General features: G+C 65.1%; 16 protein-coding genes. 13 read left to right on the top strand and 3 right to left on the bottom strand.

The genetic code is table 11. The features are described from left to right. Positions 1-13: 13 nt before the first annotated feature. Complete coding sequence (locus A9D15_RS15605; RefSeq protein ID WP_229660330.1) at positions 14-1,780, bottom strand: heparinase II/III family protein; 1,767 nt, start codon at positions 1,778-1,780, stop codon at positions 14-16. A gap of 76 nt (positions 1,781-1,856) precedes the next feature. Continuing rightward, positions 1,857-2,522, bottom strand: coding sequence for a ribulose-phosphate 3-epimerase (gene rpe / locus A9D15_RS15610; protein WP_066767004.1), 666 nt, complete (start codon positions 2,520-2,522; stop codon positions 1,857-1,859). Between the two features lie 254 nt (positions 2,523-2,776). Here rpe and A9D15_RS15615 point away from each other — a divergent pair, with 254 nt between their 5' ends. From A9D15_RS15615 to A9D15_RS15670, 13 genes are all read left to right on the top strand, one after another. Next, complete coding sequence (locus A9D15_RS15615) at positions 2,777-3,628, top strand: hypothetical protein (RefSeq protein WP_172807543.1); 852 nt, start codon at positions 2,777-2,779, stop codon at positions 3,626-3,628. Beyond that, entirely contained in the window at positions 3,612-3,878 is a 267-nt protein-coding gene (locus A9D15_RS15620; protein ID WP_066766727.1) for a PqqD family protein, read from the top strand. Before A9D15_RS15615 ends, A9D15_RS15620 begins: the two co-directional genes overlap by 17 nt. Beyond that, positions 3,875-4,294, top strand: coding sequence for a lasso peptide biosynthesis B2 protein (locus tag A9D15_RS15625; RefSeq protein ID WP_066766729.1), 420 nt, complete (start codon positions 3,875-3,877; stop codon positions 4,292-4,294). The genes A9D15_RS15620 and A9D15_RS15625 overlap by 4 nt, the downstream gene beginning before the upstream one ends. 55 nt (positions 4,295-4,349) lie before the next feature. Further along, a complete protein-coding gene (locus A9D15_RS16670; protein WP_156521823.1) occupies positions 4,350-4,544 on the top strand; it encodes a hypothetical protein in 195 nt (64 codons plus the stop codon). Positions 4,545-4,585: 41 nt separating this feature from the next. After that, positions 4,586-6,454 carry an asparagine synthase-related protein gene (locus A9D15_RS15630; RefSeq protein ID WP_066766732.1) on the top strand — a complete coding sequence of 623 codons (1,869 nt, stop codon included), beginning with the start codon at positions 4,586-4,588 and terminating at the stop codon, positions 6,452-6,454. 60 nt (positions 6,455-6,514) lie between these two features. Continuing rightward, entirely contained in the window at positions 6,515-8,197 is a 1,683-nt protein-coding gene (locus A9D15_RS15635) for an ABC transporter ATP-binding protein (RefSeq protein ID WP_066766735.1), read from the top strand. Next, positions 8,194-9,348, top strand: a complete 1,155-nt coding sequence (locus tag A9D15_RS15640) for a nucleotidyltransferase domain-containing protein (protein ID WP_066766737.1) — start codon at positions 8,194-8,196, stop codon at positions 9,346-9,348. Before A9D15_RS15635 ends, A9D15_RS15640 begins: the two co-directional genes overlap by 4 nt. Before the next feature lie 217 nt (positions 9,349-9,565). Further along, a complete protein-coding gene (locus tag A9D15_RS15645; RefSeq protein WP_066766740.1) occupies positions 9,566-10,078 on the top strand; it encodes a DUF2141 domain-containing protein in 513 nt (170 codons plus the stop codon). Positions 10,079-10,161: 83 nt separating this feature from the next. Then, positions 10,162-11,364 carry a M20 metallopeptidase family protein gene (locus A9D15_RS15650; RefSeq protein ID WP_425304730.1) on the top strand — a complete coding sequence of 401 codons (1,203 nt, stop codon included), beginning with the start codon at positions 10,162-10,164 and terminating at the stop codon, positions 11,362-11,364. Between the two features lie 80 nt (positions 11,365-11,444). Then, entirely contained in the window at positions 11,445-12,767 is a 1,323-nt protein-coding gene (locus A9D15_RS15655) for a chloride channel protein (protein ID WP_066766745.1), read from the top strand. Positions 12,768-12,808: 41 nt separating this feature from the next. Further along, entirely contained in the window at positions 12,809-13,696 is an 888-nt protein-coding gene (locus tag A9D15_RS15660; protein WP_066766747.1) for an S-methyl-5'-thioadenosine phosphorylase, read from the top strand. Positions 13,697-13,807: 111 nt separating this feature from the next. Beyond that, positions 13,808-14,497, top strand: a complete 690-nt coding sequence (locus tag A9D15_RS15665) for a response regulator transcription factor (protein WP_066766750.1) — start codon at positions 13,808-13,810, stop codon at positions 14,495-14,497. 47 nt (positions 14,498-14,544) lie between these two features. Beyond that, positions 14,545-15,912 (top strand): sensor histidine kinase, encoded by a 1,368-nt coding sequence (locus A9D15_RS15670; RefSeq protein WP_066766753.1) that lies wholly within the window; start codon positions 14,545-14,547, stop codon positions 15,910-15,912. On the opposite strand, the gene A9D15_RS15675 is transcribed toward A9D15_RS15670, so the two are convergent. After that, a complete protein-coding gene (locus A9D15_RS15675) occupies positions 15,913-16,365 on the bottom strand; it encodes an Lrp/AsnC family transcriptional regulator (protein ID WP_156521824.1) in 453 nt (150 codons plus the stop codon). Positions 16,366-16,421: the final 56 nt, after the last annotated feature.

A 16,421-nucleotide genomic window follows, 5' to 3' on the forward strand; every position in this document is an offset into this window, starting at 1 on the left:
TGGATGGCGGGTTTCAGCCCATCCGCTTGAAGGACCAGAAAACCTTCCCGCCATCGCGCCCGACCGAACCGGTCAGGACAAGCTGGTGAACGCCGCGCGGATGGCCGCCCGCATCGATCCAGAGCGATTCTTCGACCACGAGGCCCGGCGCACCGGTACGGAACTGCCAGTAGGACCCGTCGGGCATGGCGAGTGCAAAGCCCTTGCCCCCTTCGGATTCGAGCTGATGCCCGATCTCTATCCCCTGCCCAAGGTGGAAGCGGATGGCATAGCCGTGATCGCCGCGCTTCGCCTTGCGCCCGCGCGGCAGCAGCGCATCGGCCCCTTCGAGTAGCGTGCCATCGGCAGAAAGGGCAAGCCGGCGTTCGTGAAACAGGCCGTGGCGCGCGACATATCCGTCGTGCGATGCGGTCAGCACCGAGGCGCTGCCGTCCTTCGTGCGTTCGAAGGTCACTGCCTTCACGCCCGAACCCATCTTGCCGTTCGGTTCGACCGGCGTCGAATCGTGTTCGCCCAGCATCAGGGTCGAGTGAGCTGCCGTGCTGCGCAACCCGTCCTCGATCCGGCGCGGGACCGCAGCGCCAGCCAGCGCCGCGCCGCCGCAATTGACGACGATTCGCTGTTCCTTGTGGCTGAATTCGAACGCCAGCGTCGATGCACAGCCGCCATGCGCCTGACGGCCCGAAGGCGGCGGCGCTGCGTCAAACTGCACAACGGACTGACGCAGGGCCAGACGCTGGAACCCCCAGTGCTTTGCATCATGCAGCGGACGCGCGCGCGGGTCCGCTGCCTCTGTCAGCAGGGCCAGGCGGTCCGCCGAAAGCGGCGCGCTGCCCTGCCAACTGCCCAGCGTCCCGTCCGAATGGGTCAACGACAGCAGCGCGGGCATCATCAACGAGAGCATGACCTGAAACTGCGGAGGCGGATCGCGGCGGCAGGCGCGGTAACAGGCCGACAGGCGCAGCAGGATTGCGATCGTCTCGATCTGGTCCACGGGCGAGCGCGAGAGCATCCCGCCATCCTCGCCCACCGTATCGCCGAGCGCGGCGATCAGTCCCGCTTCGCCGAACAGGCGGCGCGGCTTGCCATCGGGCAGAAGCAGTCCTGCAGCGGTGATCGCGGCCCATGCGGGGATCACCTCGTGCGCAGCGCCGCCGCGCGGAGCCTGCTTGTCGAGCCAGAGCGCGGTCTTCGACAGATGGCGTAGAACTCTGGCGCGGAAGGAACGATCATTGCCCGACAGGATCAACGGCGCATGGATCAGCCAGTTGAGAACCCGCAGACCGACATGGCCGACACTCCACGCGGGGCCGGCCCCGATCTCGGCATTGGCCAGCATCCAGCGGCGCATGATGTCGTCCGCGACCGGCGCAACCTTGTCACGCGTGCCCGCCGCCTCGAGATCGGCCAGCCAGGTAAAGCCGTGTACCGTGCGCGCCACCGGTGGGGCATGCGACGCGCTGCCATAGTCGGCAGCCTCGACCCCCAGCCGCTTGCCCGCGATCAGGAAGTGCCCGGCGCGCAAGGCCATGCCCGCCGCACGTTCGCCCGGAAGCGGCTCGTCGACCGTGGCAAGAATGCGCAGGCGCGAGGGCTTATGGAATGGGCGTACAAGGTTGCGCGCCGAAACGCCGCGCGCATAGAGGAACCGCATTGCGCCATCGACGACACCCAGACGCGGTGGCGACAGGTCGGCAAGCTCCGGCTCACCCGAAAGCGTCGGCTCCGGCGTCAGCGGGGCGGGTTCGACCAGCCCGTTCTCGTTATCGCTGCCATTCAAGGGTAAAGCCCGGTTCCGGGGCTCGATCCGGACCGGCTCGTCAGGGAGGCGGGTCGGTTCGAAGCCCATGGAAGCATCAGCCTCCCGCCGCCTTGAGGGCAGCGATGTTCTCAGCGTACTTGTCAGGCCCGCCCTTGAACGTGGCCGATCCGGCGACCAGCACATCGGCCCCGGCATCGACGCAAAGCTTCGCGGTTTCCGCGTTCACGCCGCCGTCGACTTCAAGGTGGATGTCGCGGCCCGTCTTGTCGATCATCTTGCGCATCGCCTCGATCTTGCGAAGCTGCGAGTGGATGAAGCTCTGCCCGCCGAAACCGGGATTGACGCTCATCACCAGGACGAGGTCGATGTCGTCGATCAGGTAGTCGAGCATCTTGGCAGGCGTTGCGGGGTTCAGCGAAATGCCCGCCTTGCAGCCCAGCGCCTTGATCGCCTGCACCGTGCGGTGGACGTGGGGTCCGGCCTCGGGATGAACTGTAATGATGTCCGCGCCTGCCTTGGCGAAGTCTTCGAGGTACAGGTCCACCGGGCTGATCATGAGGTGGACGTCGAAGGTCTTGGCCGTATGCGGACGAAGCGCCTTCACCACGGCGGGGCCGATGGTGATGTTGGGAACGTAGTGGCCGTCCATGACGTCGACATGGATCCAGTCCGCGCCGGCTGCGTCGATGGCGCGCACTTCCTCGCCAAGTGCGGCGAAGTCTGCAGACAGGATGGAGGGCGAGATAAGCGGTGTTGGCATGGACATCGAATTACTCCAGCCGGGCAAAGCGCCACAAGGCGCAATCGCAGCTTTATTCACATAGCTGAACACGGGCAGAGGTTGAAAAGCGCAGTTAACCCGCACTTGTTCCGGATCGTGTCAGTACAAACGCATCCGCTTGAACGCGGCGAAGCGCATGGTTAAGCGCAGATATCCCGCACAAGAAGGCGCGCCCCGGCGCCGGTGACGGGACGGAACCCGAAAAAATGCGCCCAGCCGAAGCCATGTCCTTGATGCAGCGCGAAACCCGCGTCGCGCATGGCGTGGTAGATCCCGTGCTGGGCGGATACGCGGTGGCCGTCGGCCATAACCGGATCGTTGGCGACAGCTTCGTCCTCCGCGAGGAAGGCTTTGCGTGCAGCTATCGCAAGGGCGACTGCATCACGATCCAGATCGACGATCCTGCCAAGAAAGGTCTGCTGGACCTGTTTCTTGCAGGGTCGGTGCATAGCGCAATTGCCGCAATCAACGGCTTCACCGCGCTCCACGCCTCGGCCGTGGAAGTGGACGGCAAGGCCATCGCCTTTACCGGCCCGTCCGGCGCGGGAAAGTCGACCACGGCCGCAGCGCTGCGATCGCGCGGATTGCCCATCGTTGCGGACGATACGCTTGTCGTGGACATGGCCAGCGGCAAGCCGATGTGCCTTCCCGGCCACAAGCGGCTGAAGCTCTGGACCGATTCGGTCGAGATGACGGGAATGCCAGCCTTCGAGCTGGTGTCCGAAGACTACCGCAAGGTCTTCGCCGCCGAAGAGCCGAGCGAGATCGATCACCCTCTTCCGCTCGGCGCGATCGTCGTTGTCGAGGCGGGTGCTGCGCTGGCATTCGAACCTGTGCGCGGCGCAGCGCGGATCGCGCTGCTGGACGACGATCACTATACCTCGCAGCATCGCATCATGGCGCAAGGGCAGGATCGGGCAGGCCGCATGAAGGACCTTGCGCGGCTCGCCTGCGCGGTTCCGGTATTCCGCTTCACGCGTCCTCTGGACCCGGGTTGCTTCGCAAACACTCACGATTTTCTCGTGGGCACGTTATCAGGCATCTTTCGCATGGACAGACAGGGCGCAGATGATCAGCAAGTGTGAAGGCAGTTACGTAGAAACCGAAGTCGACGGGGAAGTCGTCCTCATGAACGTCGATACCGGCACGTTCTTCTCGCTCGAAGGGACGGCGCTCGACGTCTGGAAGGCCATCGACGGCGCGCATGACGAAGCGGGCATCGCGGCCCTTCTCGCGCCGCAATTCGACGAAAGCGAAGCGCAGATCGCACAGCACGTCGGCGAATTCATCGCCTCCTTGGCCGAGGCCGGACTGGTGCAGAAAACCGCACCATGACGCGCGTGCGCCTTCGCGCCTTGGAGGCAATGGCGCTTCTTCTGGCGGCGCGCATGATCGTGCGCTTCGTGCCTTTGCGCAGGCTAGGTCGCATCCTCGGCAAGTCCGAACCTTACGCCCTGCGACAAGACGTGGGTGCCGTTTCAGCAGAAGACGAACTTGCTGCGCGGCAATGTGCCGCCGCTGTCCGGCGGGCAGCATTTCGCCTTCCCGGAACGCTGTGCCTGCCGCAGGCCATCGGACTGCGCTGGATGATGGAACGGCGCGGCATGGACAGCACGGTCGTCGTCGGCATCCGTCCGGCGGGCGAGCGCGGAACCGCGCATGACCTTCACGCGTGGGTCGAATTGAACGGCCAGACAATACTTGGCGACAGCGATGGAATGCACGCCAGTTTATTACAATTCCGTAGTTAATTTCCTGATGGATTGCATTTGGGTGCAACGCAATATAGGCGGGGTTGGAACCATCATGACGGTTAACGGCCAAATCCGTAAAACTATGGCCGAAGTAACGGGAAGCAAAACGGACATGCAGCAGAACGACCGCACTTGGGTCAAGCCTGAACTGAAGTTCGTTGGCACGCTTCGCGATGTCGCAGGCTCGGCCAACCCCGCTGACCAGAGCGGCGGAAACCAGCAAGGCGTCGGCAACAGCAAGAGCTGATCGGGTGCCCTTCGAGGCACTCCGGCACTTCTGATTTCACCATGATCGCGGCAGGTATCGTCTGGGGAGATAATCCTCGGTTCGATCTGTCGCGTTTGTCGTTTGGCGATGCCGCAGCGGCTCGCGGCGACGAAACGCTGTCCCGCATGGGCGACAGCGCGGTCCTTCTGCGTCATCCGCCGCGGCAGGCCCACGGAAAGACCGCACGCACGCAGTCTGGCACCATCGTCGCCTTCAACGGCTGGATCGACAACGCGGACGAGATTTCGCGGGAACTCTCGCTCCCCGCCGACAGCAATGTCGCAGCGCTCTACGGCGCAGCGACCGAGACCTGGGGCATCGCCGCAGAACGCCGCATCGTGGGTGACTATGCCGCGATCATCATTCCTGCCGACGGGGTCATGCGGCTTTCCCGCGCGCCTTGGTCAAAGCACGGGCTTTTCTACACACTCGCCAATAGCTGCGCCGTTGCCGCCTCGGTCCCGCGCGTGCTGTTCGGCCTTGGCCTCGAACGCTCGGTCGATCCGGCGCGCTATGCCGAGCTGCTCTATGGTCTCGCGCCATCGTGGGGTGCACAGACTTATTTCGACGAAGTCAGCCAGGTCGAACAGGGCAGCGTCGTCACGATCGATCGCGGCAGCGTTCAGAAAGTGCAGTGGTATGACCCGCACGCCCTGTCCGCGACGAGGCTTGCGCGCGACGAGGACTACGTCGAACAAGCGAACGCTCTTCTGGCGGATTCGGTGCGCCATGCGCTGGGCCCGGCGGTGAGGCCCGGCATCCTTCTGTCGGGCGGACTCGATTCGCCGCTTGTCGCTGCCGAAATTCTCGACCAGTTACCGGAAGGGCGCCGGCTCAAGAGCTTTACGTTTGTGCCGCTGCAGGAAGGCAACGAGCCTGTCCTGCCCGCGCATTTCCATTCGGACGGGCCAGCGGTCGAGGCATTCGCCGCGCTATATCCGGCGCTCGATCCGCAGTTCATCGACAATCGCGGCATCGCATTCGGGCACATGCTGGACGATACTTTCCGCACAAGCGACGCAGCCTACCCATCGCTGATCGCATCCGAATTCCGTGGGCCGTGGCAGGCGGCATCAGACGCGGGATGCGACTGGCTGTTTACTGCCGACATGGGCAACCAGACATTTAGCTGCGAAGGCAACTGGGCCTTCGTCGAATTCCTGCGCACCGGGCGCTTTGGCGAACTGATGCGCCTCCTGCGCGCGGTGCCGGGCGATGATCGGCCGCTGTGGCGGCGTTTTGCCGCCCGCTCGATCCTGCCGAACCTGCCTGCCGCGATCAGGTCGGCGGTCCGCACACTGGTGCATGGTGATATGGCCCGCCCGCTCGTGCGCAGGGAGGTACGCGAAAGGCTCGACCTCGATGCCCGTTACCGCGCACAATATGGAGAGCGCGAATGGGTGCGGACGCGGCGCGATTTCGTCAGCGATGCCTGGTCGATGACCTCTGGCGGAACCGAGATGACCGCCGCGGCCGAAGACCTCTACGGGTTCCGCTTCCGTACGATTCCACAGTACCGGCCCCTTCTCGAATTCTGCCTGACGATCCCGACTGACCAATACGTGCGCCATGGCGAACAGCGTTACCTCGCCCGCCGTATGGCGATAGGGCGTTTGCCCGAGGCGCAACGCACCAACCGGCGCTATGGCCGCCACGGCGTCGACTGGTTCGAACGCGAAACGCCGCGCCTTGCCCTGATGCGCGAGGAGATCGAGCGTATCGCTGACGATCCGGTGATGAACGCGATCATCGACGTCGAAGGCGCGATGGAATTGCTCGACAACTGGCCCGACCGTCCCGACTACCGCGCCAAGCTCGAGGTATTCATGCCGCTTGCCGCCGCCGTCGTCGCGGGCCGCTTCGCCCGCTATGTCGACGGCCGCAATTGAGCCTGCACGCGCCCCTTGCAGCAGGTGACGCGGGCCGCACAGCCCATTAGGACGGATGCGATGAAGGGCACATCGGTCACTCTCCTGCGCAGCGTAGCCGCGCCCCGCCTGCTGGCGCTGCTCGCGCTCATGCTGGCGAGCGCGCTGACCGAAGGGGCCGGCATCATCGCGCTCGTCCCGATGCTATCGCTGCTGTCGGCGGACGCGGGCAACATTCCCGACTGGGCGCACCCTTTGGCGAGCCACGTCACGCTCAGCGCTCTCCTCGCCTTCTTCGTCGCGCTCGTCGCCTTGCGTGCGGTGCTGCAATATGCGGTGAGCGTGCTGCAGCGCCGGTTACAGCTTGAGGTGGTCGATCACTGGCGTAAGACAGTCTTTTCCGCGCTGGTCAGGGCCGATTGGCGCACGCTTTCGGCGCTGCGCAATTCGGATCACGCCAGCATGGTCGTCATGGGTGTGGACCGGCTCGGCTACGGGTTTGCCAACCTGCTGCTGCTGATTTCCGGCGCGGCGACGCTGGGGGCGATCTGGATCGCCGCGCTCTGGCTTTCGCCGGTGCTGGCGCTGGTCGCGGTGGGCGGCGGGCTGGTCGTCCTTGCCGGGTTCGCCCCGCTACGCCGTCGCGCACACCTTCTCGGCAAGCGGCTGGGCGAGGATTATCGCCGCGTACAGGCCGTGCTGGACGACACGATGCGCGCCATGCGGCTGGTAAAAAGCCACGGCCGCGAGCAGGCTGCGAGCGAGGAGATGACCCGCTCGACCAGCGACTTGCGCGACGCGCAGATCACATTCGAGAAAGCCGCAGGCCGCGCCCGCGTCCTGCTCCACGTGGGTGCGGCGCTCCTGCTGGCGGTGATCGTGGCGCTCGCCTCTTCCCGCGACATCGCCCCTGCCGTGCTCCTCCCGCTGATCGCTCTTTTCGCGCGCTCGGTGCCGCTGCTCGATTCACTGCAGCAGGCGGCCCAGCACTGGGTTCATGCGGTGCCTGCGCTGAAAGATGCCGAAGCGCTTATCGAAACCTTGCGCGAGGCCGAGGAACTGTCCCCGACCGGTTCCGCCCGCCTGCACCCGGCCAGCAGCATTTCCGTCAACGGTGTCGCCGTGCGCCATCCGGGGCGCGAGCAGGCAGCGGTCGAAGGCGTGACGCTTGATCTCGCGGTGGACGCGACAACCGTACTCGTCGGCCCGTCGGGTGCGGGCAAGAGCACGCTTGCCGACATCTTCGGCGGTCTTTTGCAACCGGACGAAGGCGTGGTGGAGATAGACGGCCAGGCTCTCTCTCCCGAAGGACTGATAGGCTGGCGCGCCTCGGTCGCCTATGTCCATCAGGAACCTGTGCTGTTCCACGGAACGGTGCGCGAAAACCTGCTCTGGGCAGAGCCCGAGGCCCGCGAGGATACGCTCGAACAGGCACTGCGTTCGGCAAGCGCGGGGTTCGTGTTCGACCTGCCCTGTGGGCTCGACACGGTGGTCGGCGATGCCGGACGCCAGCTTTCGGGCGGGGAGCGACAGAGGATCGCACTTGCCCGTGCGCTGCTTCGCGATCCGGCGTTGTTGATCCTCGACGAAGCGACAAGCGCGCTCGACTCCGCGAACGAGGCGGCGATCGGCGCCGCAATCGCAGGCATGGCGGGCACGCGCACGATCCTCGTCATCGCGCACCGCGGCAAGCTGGCAGAGACTGCAGACACGCTCGTTCATATGCGGGATGGACGGATCGAAGCGATCGAGAATCGATCGTGAACGAGGCGCTCGACAGGCAGAAGGCGGCGCTCCTCGACCTCATCGGACCGGCGCGAACACCGCCCGAATGGAACGCGCTGGAAGAGGCCGACTGGCAGGCGATCGCCGCCATGGCGCAGCAGCACCGGCTGGAGCCTTGGCTGCACCACCGTTTGCGTACATCAGGGGGGGACTGGCTGGTTCGCGCCGATCTCGCCGGGCAATGGAAAGAGGCCTATCGCACCGCGTCGTTCAGCGCGCTGACCGCGCAGGCCGCGCTCGTCCGGCTTGCCCGCGCCTTTTCCGATGTCCAGGTACCGATGGTGGCTCTGAAAGGCGCGCGGCTGGCCTTCTTCGACTACCCCGAAGCGGCCCTGCGCCCGATGCGCGACATCGATCTTCTGGTCGCGCCCCAAGACCTGCCCCGCGCGCTCGAAGCCATGGCGCAGGCGGGTTGTGACGTGCCGGCCAATCGCGAACGCGCTATCGCCAAGGCACTCGACGGGGACAAGCACCTCGACCCGATCCTGCTGACCGATTGCCAGCGCTACGTCGAACTCCACCATCGCATTGCAGAACCGGGGCTGCCCTCTATCGACACCGCGACGATCCTCGCGAGTGCCAAGGTCGAGCATCTGGCCGGCACGCCGATCGCCTTTCCGGGCGACGTGGAGATGCTCGGTCACCAGGTGCTTCACGCGGCCTACAACCACCGTTTCGACTGCGGCCCGCTCGCGCTGGTGGACATCGCGCAGTTGCTGGCACGCTCACCCGTCGATGCCGTGCGGTTTGCCGCCATAGCGCGGGAAGGCGGGTGGCTTGCCGGAGCACGGCTGGTCGTCGCACTGGTCGACAAGGTCATGGGCCCGACGGGGCTGAACATCGGGCAGCAAAATGTCCCTGCCGAAGTGCTGGCCGAGGGTGAACGCTTGCTGCTGCAAGACTTCGAACAGCGAGCGCAGGTGCTTCTTGCCTCGCAATCCGCGCGCAACGGTTTGTTCGCGACCCTGGCATCGCGCCTCAAGGGGGGCATCAAACGCGAACACGAGGAAGGCTTCGTCCGCTGGCTGGCCAGCCGCACGGTGCGCTCGGTTCGGCAAGGCGGCAACGCCCGCGCCCGTTCCGAAGCCGCATCGGGGGCCATCGTCGCGAGGTGGCTGGAGGAAACGTAACACGGCTGCGAACTCTTGGATTAAGAAGGAATTCAGCGGCTATTCACGGGTCGATAGCTAGTTCGACCTGCAAGACTGCCGGAAAAGCCGCGTTTGCATCAAACCGGCCGGAACGGCTTTCGGGGGCGAATAGTTGGGGTTGAAAGCGTCGCCAGACGCCTCCACCTTTACGCCTTCTCCCCCGCAGACATGAATTATTTACGTATCGGAGATACCGATGAGTGCACTTAAGTTCGGCCCAGGCAAGAAGAGCGTCCTCGCAGCGCCCGTGATGGCAATGGCGGGCCTTGGCGCGCTTGCTGCGGCTCCTGCCCCCGCGATGGCCGCACCGGCCCAGTGCCAGGGCGATCTTTCCGGCGCATCGTGGCTCAATGTCGAGGTCACGGGGGTCAAGAGTTCCTCGGGCCTGATGGCGGTCACAATCTATGCCGACGATTCCAGCCGCTTCCTCGCCAGCAAGGGTTCGCTCGACGTCGTGCGTTTCCCGGCCAAGGAGGGTACGTGGCGCGGCTGTGTGAAGCTGCCGAAGAACGGCGTCTATGCCATCGCGATCTATCACGACGAAGATGGCAGCCGTAAGATCAACCGCAGCGGCTTGGGTCTGCCGACCGAAGGGTTCGGCTTTTCGAACAACCCCAGCACGCTGGCCGGCATTCCCGCCTTCCGCTCGGTCCGCCTCAGCGTGCCGAAGCCGGGCCTGACCACGCGGATCAACATCACTTACCCTTAAGCTTTTCCGCAATAGGGCAATAACATGCGCCCCGGCCGCTCGACATGGCGGCCGGGGCGTTTATCTTGCGCCCTATGAACCGCATCACGAATGACGAACTGACCGCCGCTGCCGAAGCCATCGGGCCAGAGATCACGGCCTTGCGCCGTGCGATCCATGCAGAGCCCGAACTGGGCCTCGAAACCCCGAAGACGATGGCCAAAGTGCGCGAGGCACTGGCCGACCTGCCGCTCGAATGGCGCGAAGGCCCGCAAACGACGGGACAGGTCGCGATTCTGAAAGGCGGCGCGGACGAAGGACGGCGCGTCCTGCTGCGCGGCGACATGGATGCTTTGCCGATGGGCGAGGAAACGGGGCTCGATTTCTCCTCCACCATTCCGGGCCGGATGCATGCCTGCGGGCACGACACGCATACCGCCATGCTGGTCGGCGCGGTGAAGCTTCTGGCCGAACGCGTGAACAGCATCCGGGGCGAAGTCATGTTCATGTTCCAGCCGGGCGAGGAAGGTTTCGGCGGGGGCCGCATGATGATCGAGGACGGGCTGATCGATCCGCTGCCAGAGGCCGCATTTGCCTATCACATCATTCCCAACGCCCCGCACGGGCTGTTCGTGTGCCGCGAAGGCCCGCTAATGGCCGCGTCCGATGCTATCGAGATCCGCGTGAAAGGGCGCGGCGGCCATGCCTCCATGCCGCACTTCTCCGCCGACCCGCTGCCGGTTGCCTGCGAAATCGTGACCGCGTTGCAGGCCATGGTGACGCGGCGCTTCAACGCCGCCGAGCAGGTCGTCGTCACCGTCACCCAGTTCCGCGCCAGCGATGCCGACAACATCATCCCCGACGTCTGCACCTTGCGCGGCACGATCCGCACCCTGTCGCCCGAAACGCGCGAGCGGGTTCACGCGGCCTGCAAGGATCTGGTCGAAGGCATCGCCTCAGCCCACGGCATGGCGGGCGAATTTATTGTCGAGCATGGCTTCCCCGTGACCAACAACGATGCCCGCGCGGTCGCCCTTGCCCGCGAAGTCGTGAAGGATCGCTTTGGCGAGCAAGCCTGGTACGACCTGCCCGATCCGCTGATGACGGCAGAGGACTTCTCATACGTCCTCGACGCTGTGCCGGGCGCGATGATCCTGCTGGGCGTCGCCAAGCCCGATGCAGACTGGCAAAAAGCGCCGGGGCTCCACAGCCCGCGCATGCATGTCGACGAGAGCGTGTTGCCGCGCGGATCAGCACTGCTGGCGGCGCTGGCGATGGAAACGCTGGAGCGGGGATTGCCTGCCTAATCGCTGATCGGACAGGATTAAGGCAGTTTTCCTGAACATCGCTGGACCCTGACCGGCCCCTCCGTTAAGGCGGGCGCACAATGAGTCGCCCCCGCTTTCCCATCCCGATACCCAAGCGCCTGAGCGAGGAAATGGGGGACTGGCGGCGCCGCGTAGCGACCCTGATGGGCGCCGTTGCCATCGGCCTGGTCGCGCTGATCTTCGCCAAGGCCGGCGACATCGCACTAGACCTGTTTCACGCGATGGAAGCCCGCTGGTTCTGGCTACCCGCAATCCTCACACCCGCGATCTTCGTGATCTGCGCCTGGCTCACCCGCTTGCTGGCGGCAGAGGCGGCAGGATCCGGCATCCCGCAAGTCATCGCCGCCGTGCGGGATGAACGCGCGACGGAACGGCTGTTCTCGCTGAAGGCCGGTTTCGCCAAGATTTCGCTAACCGTGCTGGCGCTGCTGGGCGGCGCCTCGGTCGGGCGCGAAGGTCCGACGGTGCAGGTCGGCGCCGCGATCATGACCGCAACCCACCGCCTGACACAGGCCGCGGTGCGCCGCAGCGTCCTGATCGCGGGCGGCGCGGCGGGTGTTTCGGCCGCGTTCAACACGCCGCTTGCCGGGATCGCCTTCGCGATCGAGGAACTGGCCATCGCCTACGAACAGCGCATGGCAGCGCTCGTTATGGGTGCGGTCATCATTGCGGGTATGACCGCGCAGGGCATCGCGGGCGACTACACCTATTTCGGCTCGATCGACGCGACGCTGCCGTTGCACACAGTGCTGATTGCAGCTCCGGTCGCGGGCCTGCTGGGCGGCGCGCTGGGCGGACTGTTCGCGCGCACCCTTATCCGCTCGCGCCAGGTGGCAAGGCAAAGCCACTTGTTCGGCAAGCGTCCGATCCTCCTCGCTTTCGTCTGCGGCGCGGTCGTCGCGGCGGTCGGCATCGCCTCGGGCGGGCTGACATGGGGCACGGGCTACGAACCGGCGAAGATGGCGCTCGAAGGCCAGGTGATGAGCGAGTGGCTCGGCCCTGCGAAATTCGCCGCCACGCTGGCAACGTCGCTCAGCGGGATACCGGGCGGGATCTTCGCGCCTTCGCTGGCCGTCGGTGCAGGCTTCGGGCAGTGGCTGACGTGGCTCTTCCCCGGCGCGACGGCGGGCGCGATCGTCATGCTGGGCATGGTGTCCTACTTCACCGGCGTCGTTCGCGCGCCGCTGACAGCCGTGATCATCCTGACCGAGACGACCGGCAATATCGGCCTCCTGCTGCCTCTGTTCGCCGCGGCGCTCTTTGCCGACTGGGCCGGTGCGATGGTCTGCCGCGAGAGGCTCTACCACGCACTCGCCAAGGATTTCATGCCTCCGCCAGAGGACGACAAGGCCGAGTCCTCCAATTCCGACAAGCCTGTCTGAACGCTTTATCGCGGGCGTAGCCTCGCCTATGCGTGGCAGCCATGAAGGACAAATGGGTCATCGGGATAATCGGCGGGTCGGGTCTCTACGAGATCGACGCGATCGAGGATGCGCAGTGGATCGCGGTGCGATCGCCTTTCGGAACGCCGTCTGACGAAATCCTGTTCGGCAGGATCGGCGAAGTCGAGGTGCGCTTCCTGCCGCGCCATGGCAGGGGCCATCCGATCTCTCCGACCGAATTGAATGCGCGCGCCAATATTGATGCCCTGAAGCGCGCAGGATGTACCGACGTAATCGCGATCAGCGCCATTGGGTCGTTGCGCGAAGAGCTGGAGCCGGGGCGGTTCGTCGTCGTCGACCAGTTCATCGACCGCACCATGAACCGCGCCTCCACCTTCTTCACCAGCGGCATGGTCGCCCATGTCTCGATGGCCGATCCGGTGTGCGAAAGGCTGTCGGGCCTTGTCGGCGCAGCGGTCGAGAAAGCCGGCGGCAAAGTCGCGCATGGCGGCACATACCTCGCGATGGAAGGGCCGCAGTTCTCCAGCCGCGCGGAAAGCCATATGTACCGCCAATGGGGTGCAGACGTCATCGGTATGACCGCCATGCCAGAGGCAAAACTGGCGCGCGAGGCGGAGCTTCCCTACGCGCTTGTCGGCATGGTTACCGACTACGACTGCTGGCGCGAGGACGAAGCGGCGGTCGACGTCGCCACCGTGCTGCGACAAATGCGCGCAAATTCGGAAGTTGCGCGGCGCGCAGTCGTCGAATTGGCGCGATCGCTGCCCGGAGTACGCAGCGCCTCGCCTATCGACACGACGCTCGACACCGCGCTCATCACTGCACCTTCGGCGCGCGATCCGATGCTGCTGGCAAAGCTCGATGCCGTGGCCGGACGCATCCTGAACCGGTCATCGGGCGAGTCATGACAGGAAATGTCATCGTCGTAACGCCATCTTTGCCTGTGTCCGCGTTATATTTGGCGTAGCATCTGGCCGGGGCCCCGTGCGTACGCGCCGGGCGGTATAGGGGGAAAACGCATGGCAGGTGGCCTCGACATCCTGCACATCGAAGACGATTCGCGCACCGCATCGGACCTGCAGCAGCTGGTCCGCGCAACGGGCGACCGCATCACGTGGGAAGCCAACGGCGCAGACGGCCTGCGCCGCGCAGGGATCGGCGACTTCGACGTCATCATCCTCGACCGCATGTTGCCCGACATCGACGGGCTGACCGTGGTGAAGCGGATGCGCGAAAGCGGGATCGGCACGCCGGTCCTGATGCTTTCGGCGCTCGGTCGCACGATCGACCGGGCCGAGGGTCTGGACGCAGGCGCGGACGACTATCTGGCGAAGCCTTTCGAGGCGACCGAGCTGCTCGCCCGCCTTCGCGCCCTGCACCGCCGCGCCGCCGGTCATGCCCATAGCGCGGTCATCATCCACGGTGCTTTCGAGTGCCACGTAAAGGCCCGCACCGCCTTTCGCGGGTCCAAGCACCTTGCGCTCAGCCCCAAGGAATTCGAGCTTTTCCGCTACCTGATGGAAAACGCAGGCGAAGTCGTGACGCGCGAAATGCTGCTGCGTGACGTCTGGAAAATGAGCTTCGATCCGCAGACCAATGTCGTCGACGTCAACATCGGCCGCCTTCGCCGCAAGCTGGAGGACGGTTTCAACTCGCCCGCGCTGGAAACCATCTGGGGGACCGGCTATCGCCTGCTCGACGGCAAGTGATCGCGCCTGATGCGCGCGGCTTGCCGAGAACGGGGGCATAGCGCGGCGTGACACAGGTCAGACTGCTCGATTCGATTTTCACCAGGCTCGTCGCCTGGTCCATCGCGGTCTGCATCGTCGTCGTGCTGGTGCTGGGCGCGCTGGTCGGTGCGAAGTTCGAACAACTGTCGACCGCAACCCAGGAAGCGGCCGTCAACGCCGACGTGACGACACTGGCCGAGGCATACCGGGAGGACGGTGTCACCGGCCTTGCCCGCCGCATCAACGAACGCCTCGCCTTCAGCGCGCCTGCGGGCACGGCGCCGTACTACCTGCTGGTCGACAACGACGGCGCGATCATCACCGGCAACCTGCGCGGCTGGCCAGAGGGCTTTGACGTAGGGACAGAGCCCAGATCGATCGCCCTTCCGGATGGCACGCGCGTCTATGCTCGCGCGATGATGCTGGCCGAGGGCAAGCTGTTCGTGTCGCGCGAATCCAGCCTCGATGAGATGATCCTCAACGAGATCGGCTTTGCCTTCGTCGCAGGCGGCCTTTTCGTCGTCTTTGCGGTCGGCGTTGCCGGACGGCTGACGACGGTGCGCCTTTCGCGCCGCGTCGGCCGCGTCATCCAGGCCTTTCAGAACCCGGACGAGAAACGGCTGGAACAGCTGGCGAAAGACCGCGACGCCGAGGACGAGATCGGCGAACTGACACGGCAGACGAGCGAGACGCTGAACCGCCTCAACCATCTCGTCGATTCTCAGCGCGAGACGACCGACCTCATCGCGCACGAGATGCGCACCCCGCTGATGCATCTCGACAGCCGCATCCTGAAATCGCTGAAGACCGCACCTGACGATGCCACGGCGCAGGGGTTGAGCGAGGCACGCAGCGACATCCGCGGGGTCATTACCATGCTCGAATCGCTGCTAGACATCTCGCACAGCGAAGCACACCGCGGCGACCCGCGCGGGCTGCATCCCGTGGACCTTTCGGACCTGCTCGAACACGTCGCCGAAATCTATGAAGGCAGCGCCGAAGAAACCGGCCACCACTTCGAATGGGAAATCGCGCCGGGGGTGACCTTTCTTGGCGAGGAAATGCAGCTCACGCGCCTTGTCACCAACCTGCTCGACAACGCGTTCAAGTACGTGCCCAAGGGCGGAACCGTCATACTGACGCTGGCAGAAGGGCCGCTGATCACCGTCTCGGACTCCGGTCCCGGCATTCCCTATGAAGACCGCGACGCAATTTTCGACCGTTTTCGCAGAGCCAAGGGCAACGACGGCAGCAGCGGCGGCTCGGGCCTTGGCCTCGCGCTCGCCCGCGCCATTGCGCGCCGACACGGGCTCGACATCCGGCTCAAGCCGACGATGCGCGGCGCAACGTTCGAAGTCGGGCGCGAGAAGGCGAAAGCCGAAGAATCGGCCTGATCAGATCGGAAGCCGCGTCGTCCACTTGATGCGGCGCATGGCGAAGCTGGAATTGACCGAGGCGACGCCCGGCATGTGGACGAGCACTTTCTTCAGGAACCGCTCGTATTCCTCGATCGATCCGGCAACCACGCGCAGCAGGTAGTCGCTGTCCCCGCCGACGAGGAAGCACTCCACGATCTGCGGGTGGCTGTCGACCGCGCCGGCAAAGGCTTCCAACGTATCTTCATCGTGCCGCGTGATGCGAACGTTGGCGAAGACATCGACGCCAAGCCCGACCTTGCGCTGATCGAGCACGATCTCGCGGCTGGCGATCACGCCATCTTCTTCCAGCTTCTTGAGCCGCCGCCAGCAGGGCGTGTGGGACAGGCCCACTTTATCGGCCAGCGCATTGATCGAAAGTTCGGGTTCGGCCTGCATGGTGCGCAGGATCTTCCAGTCGGTATCGTCCATGCCATTTCGCATTTGCATCAAATAGTGAAATAGCTTTTACGCCAGAGAGCCGGAAA

Origin of the sequence: Croceicoccus pelagius (assembly GCF_001661915.1) — a bacterium.
Classification (GTDB): domain Bacteria; phylum Pseudomonadota; class Alphaproteobacteria; order Sphingomonadales; family Sphingomonadaceae; genus Croceicoccus; species Croceicoccus pelagius.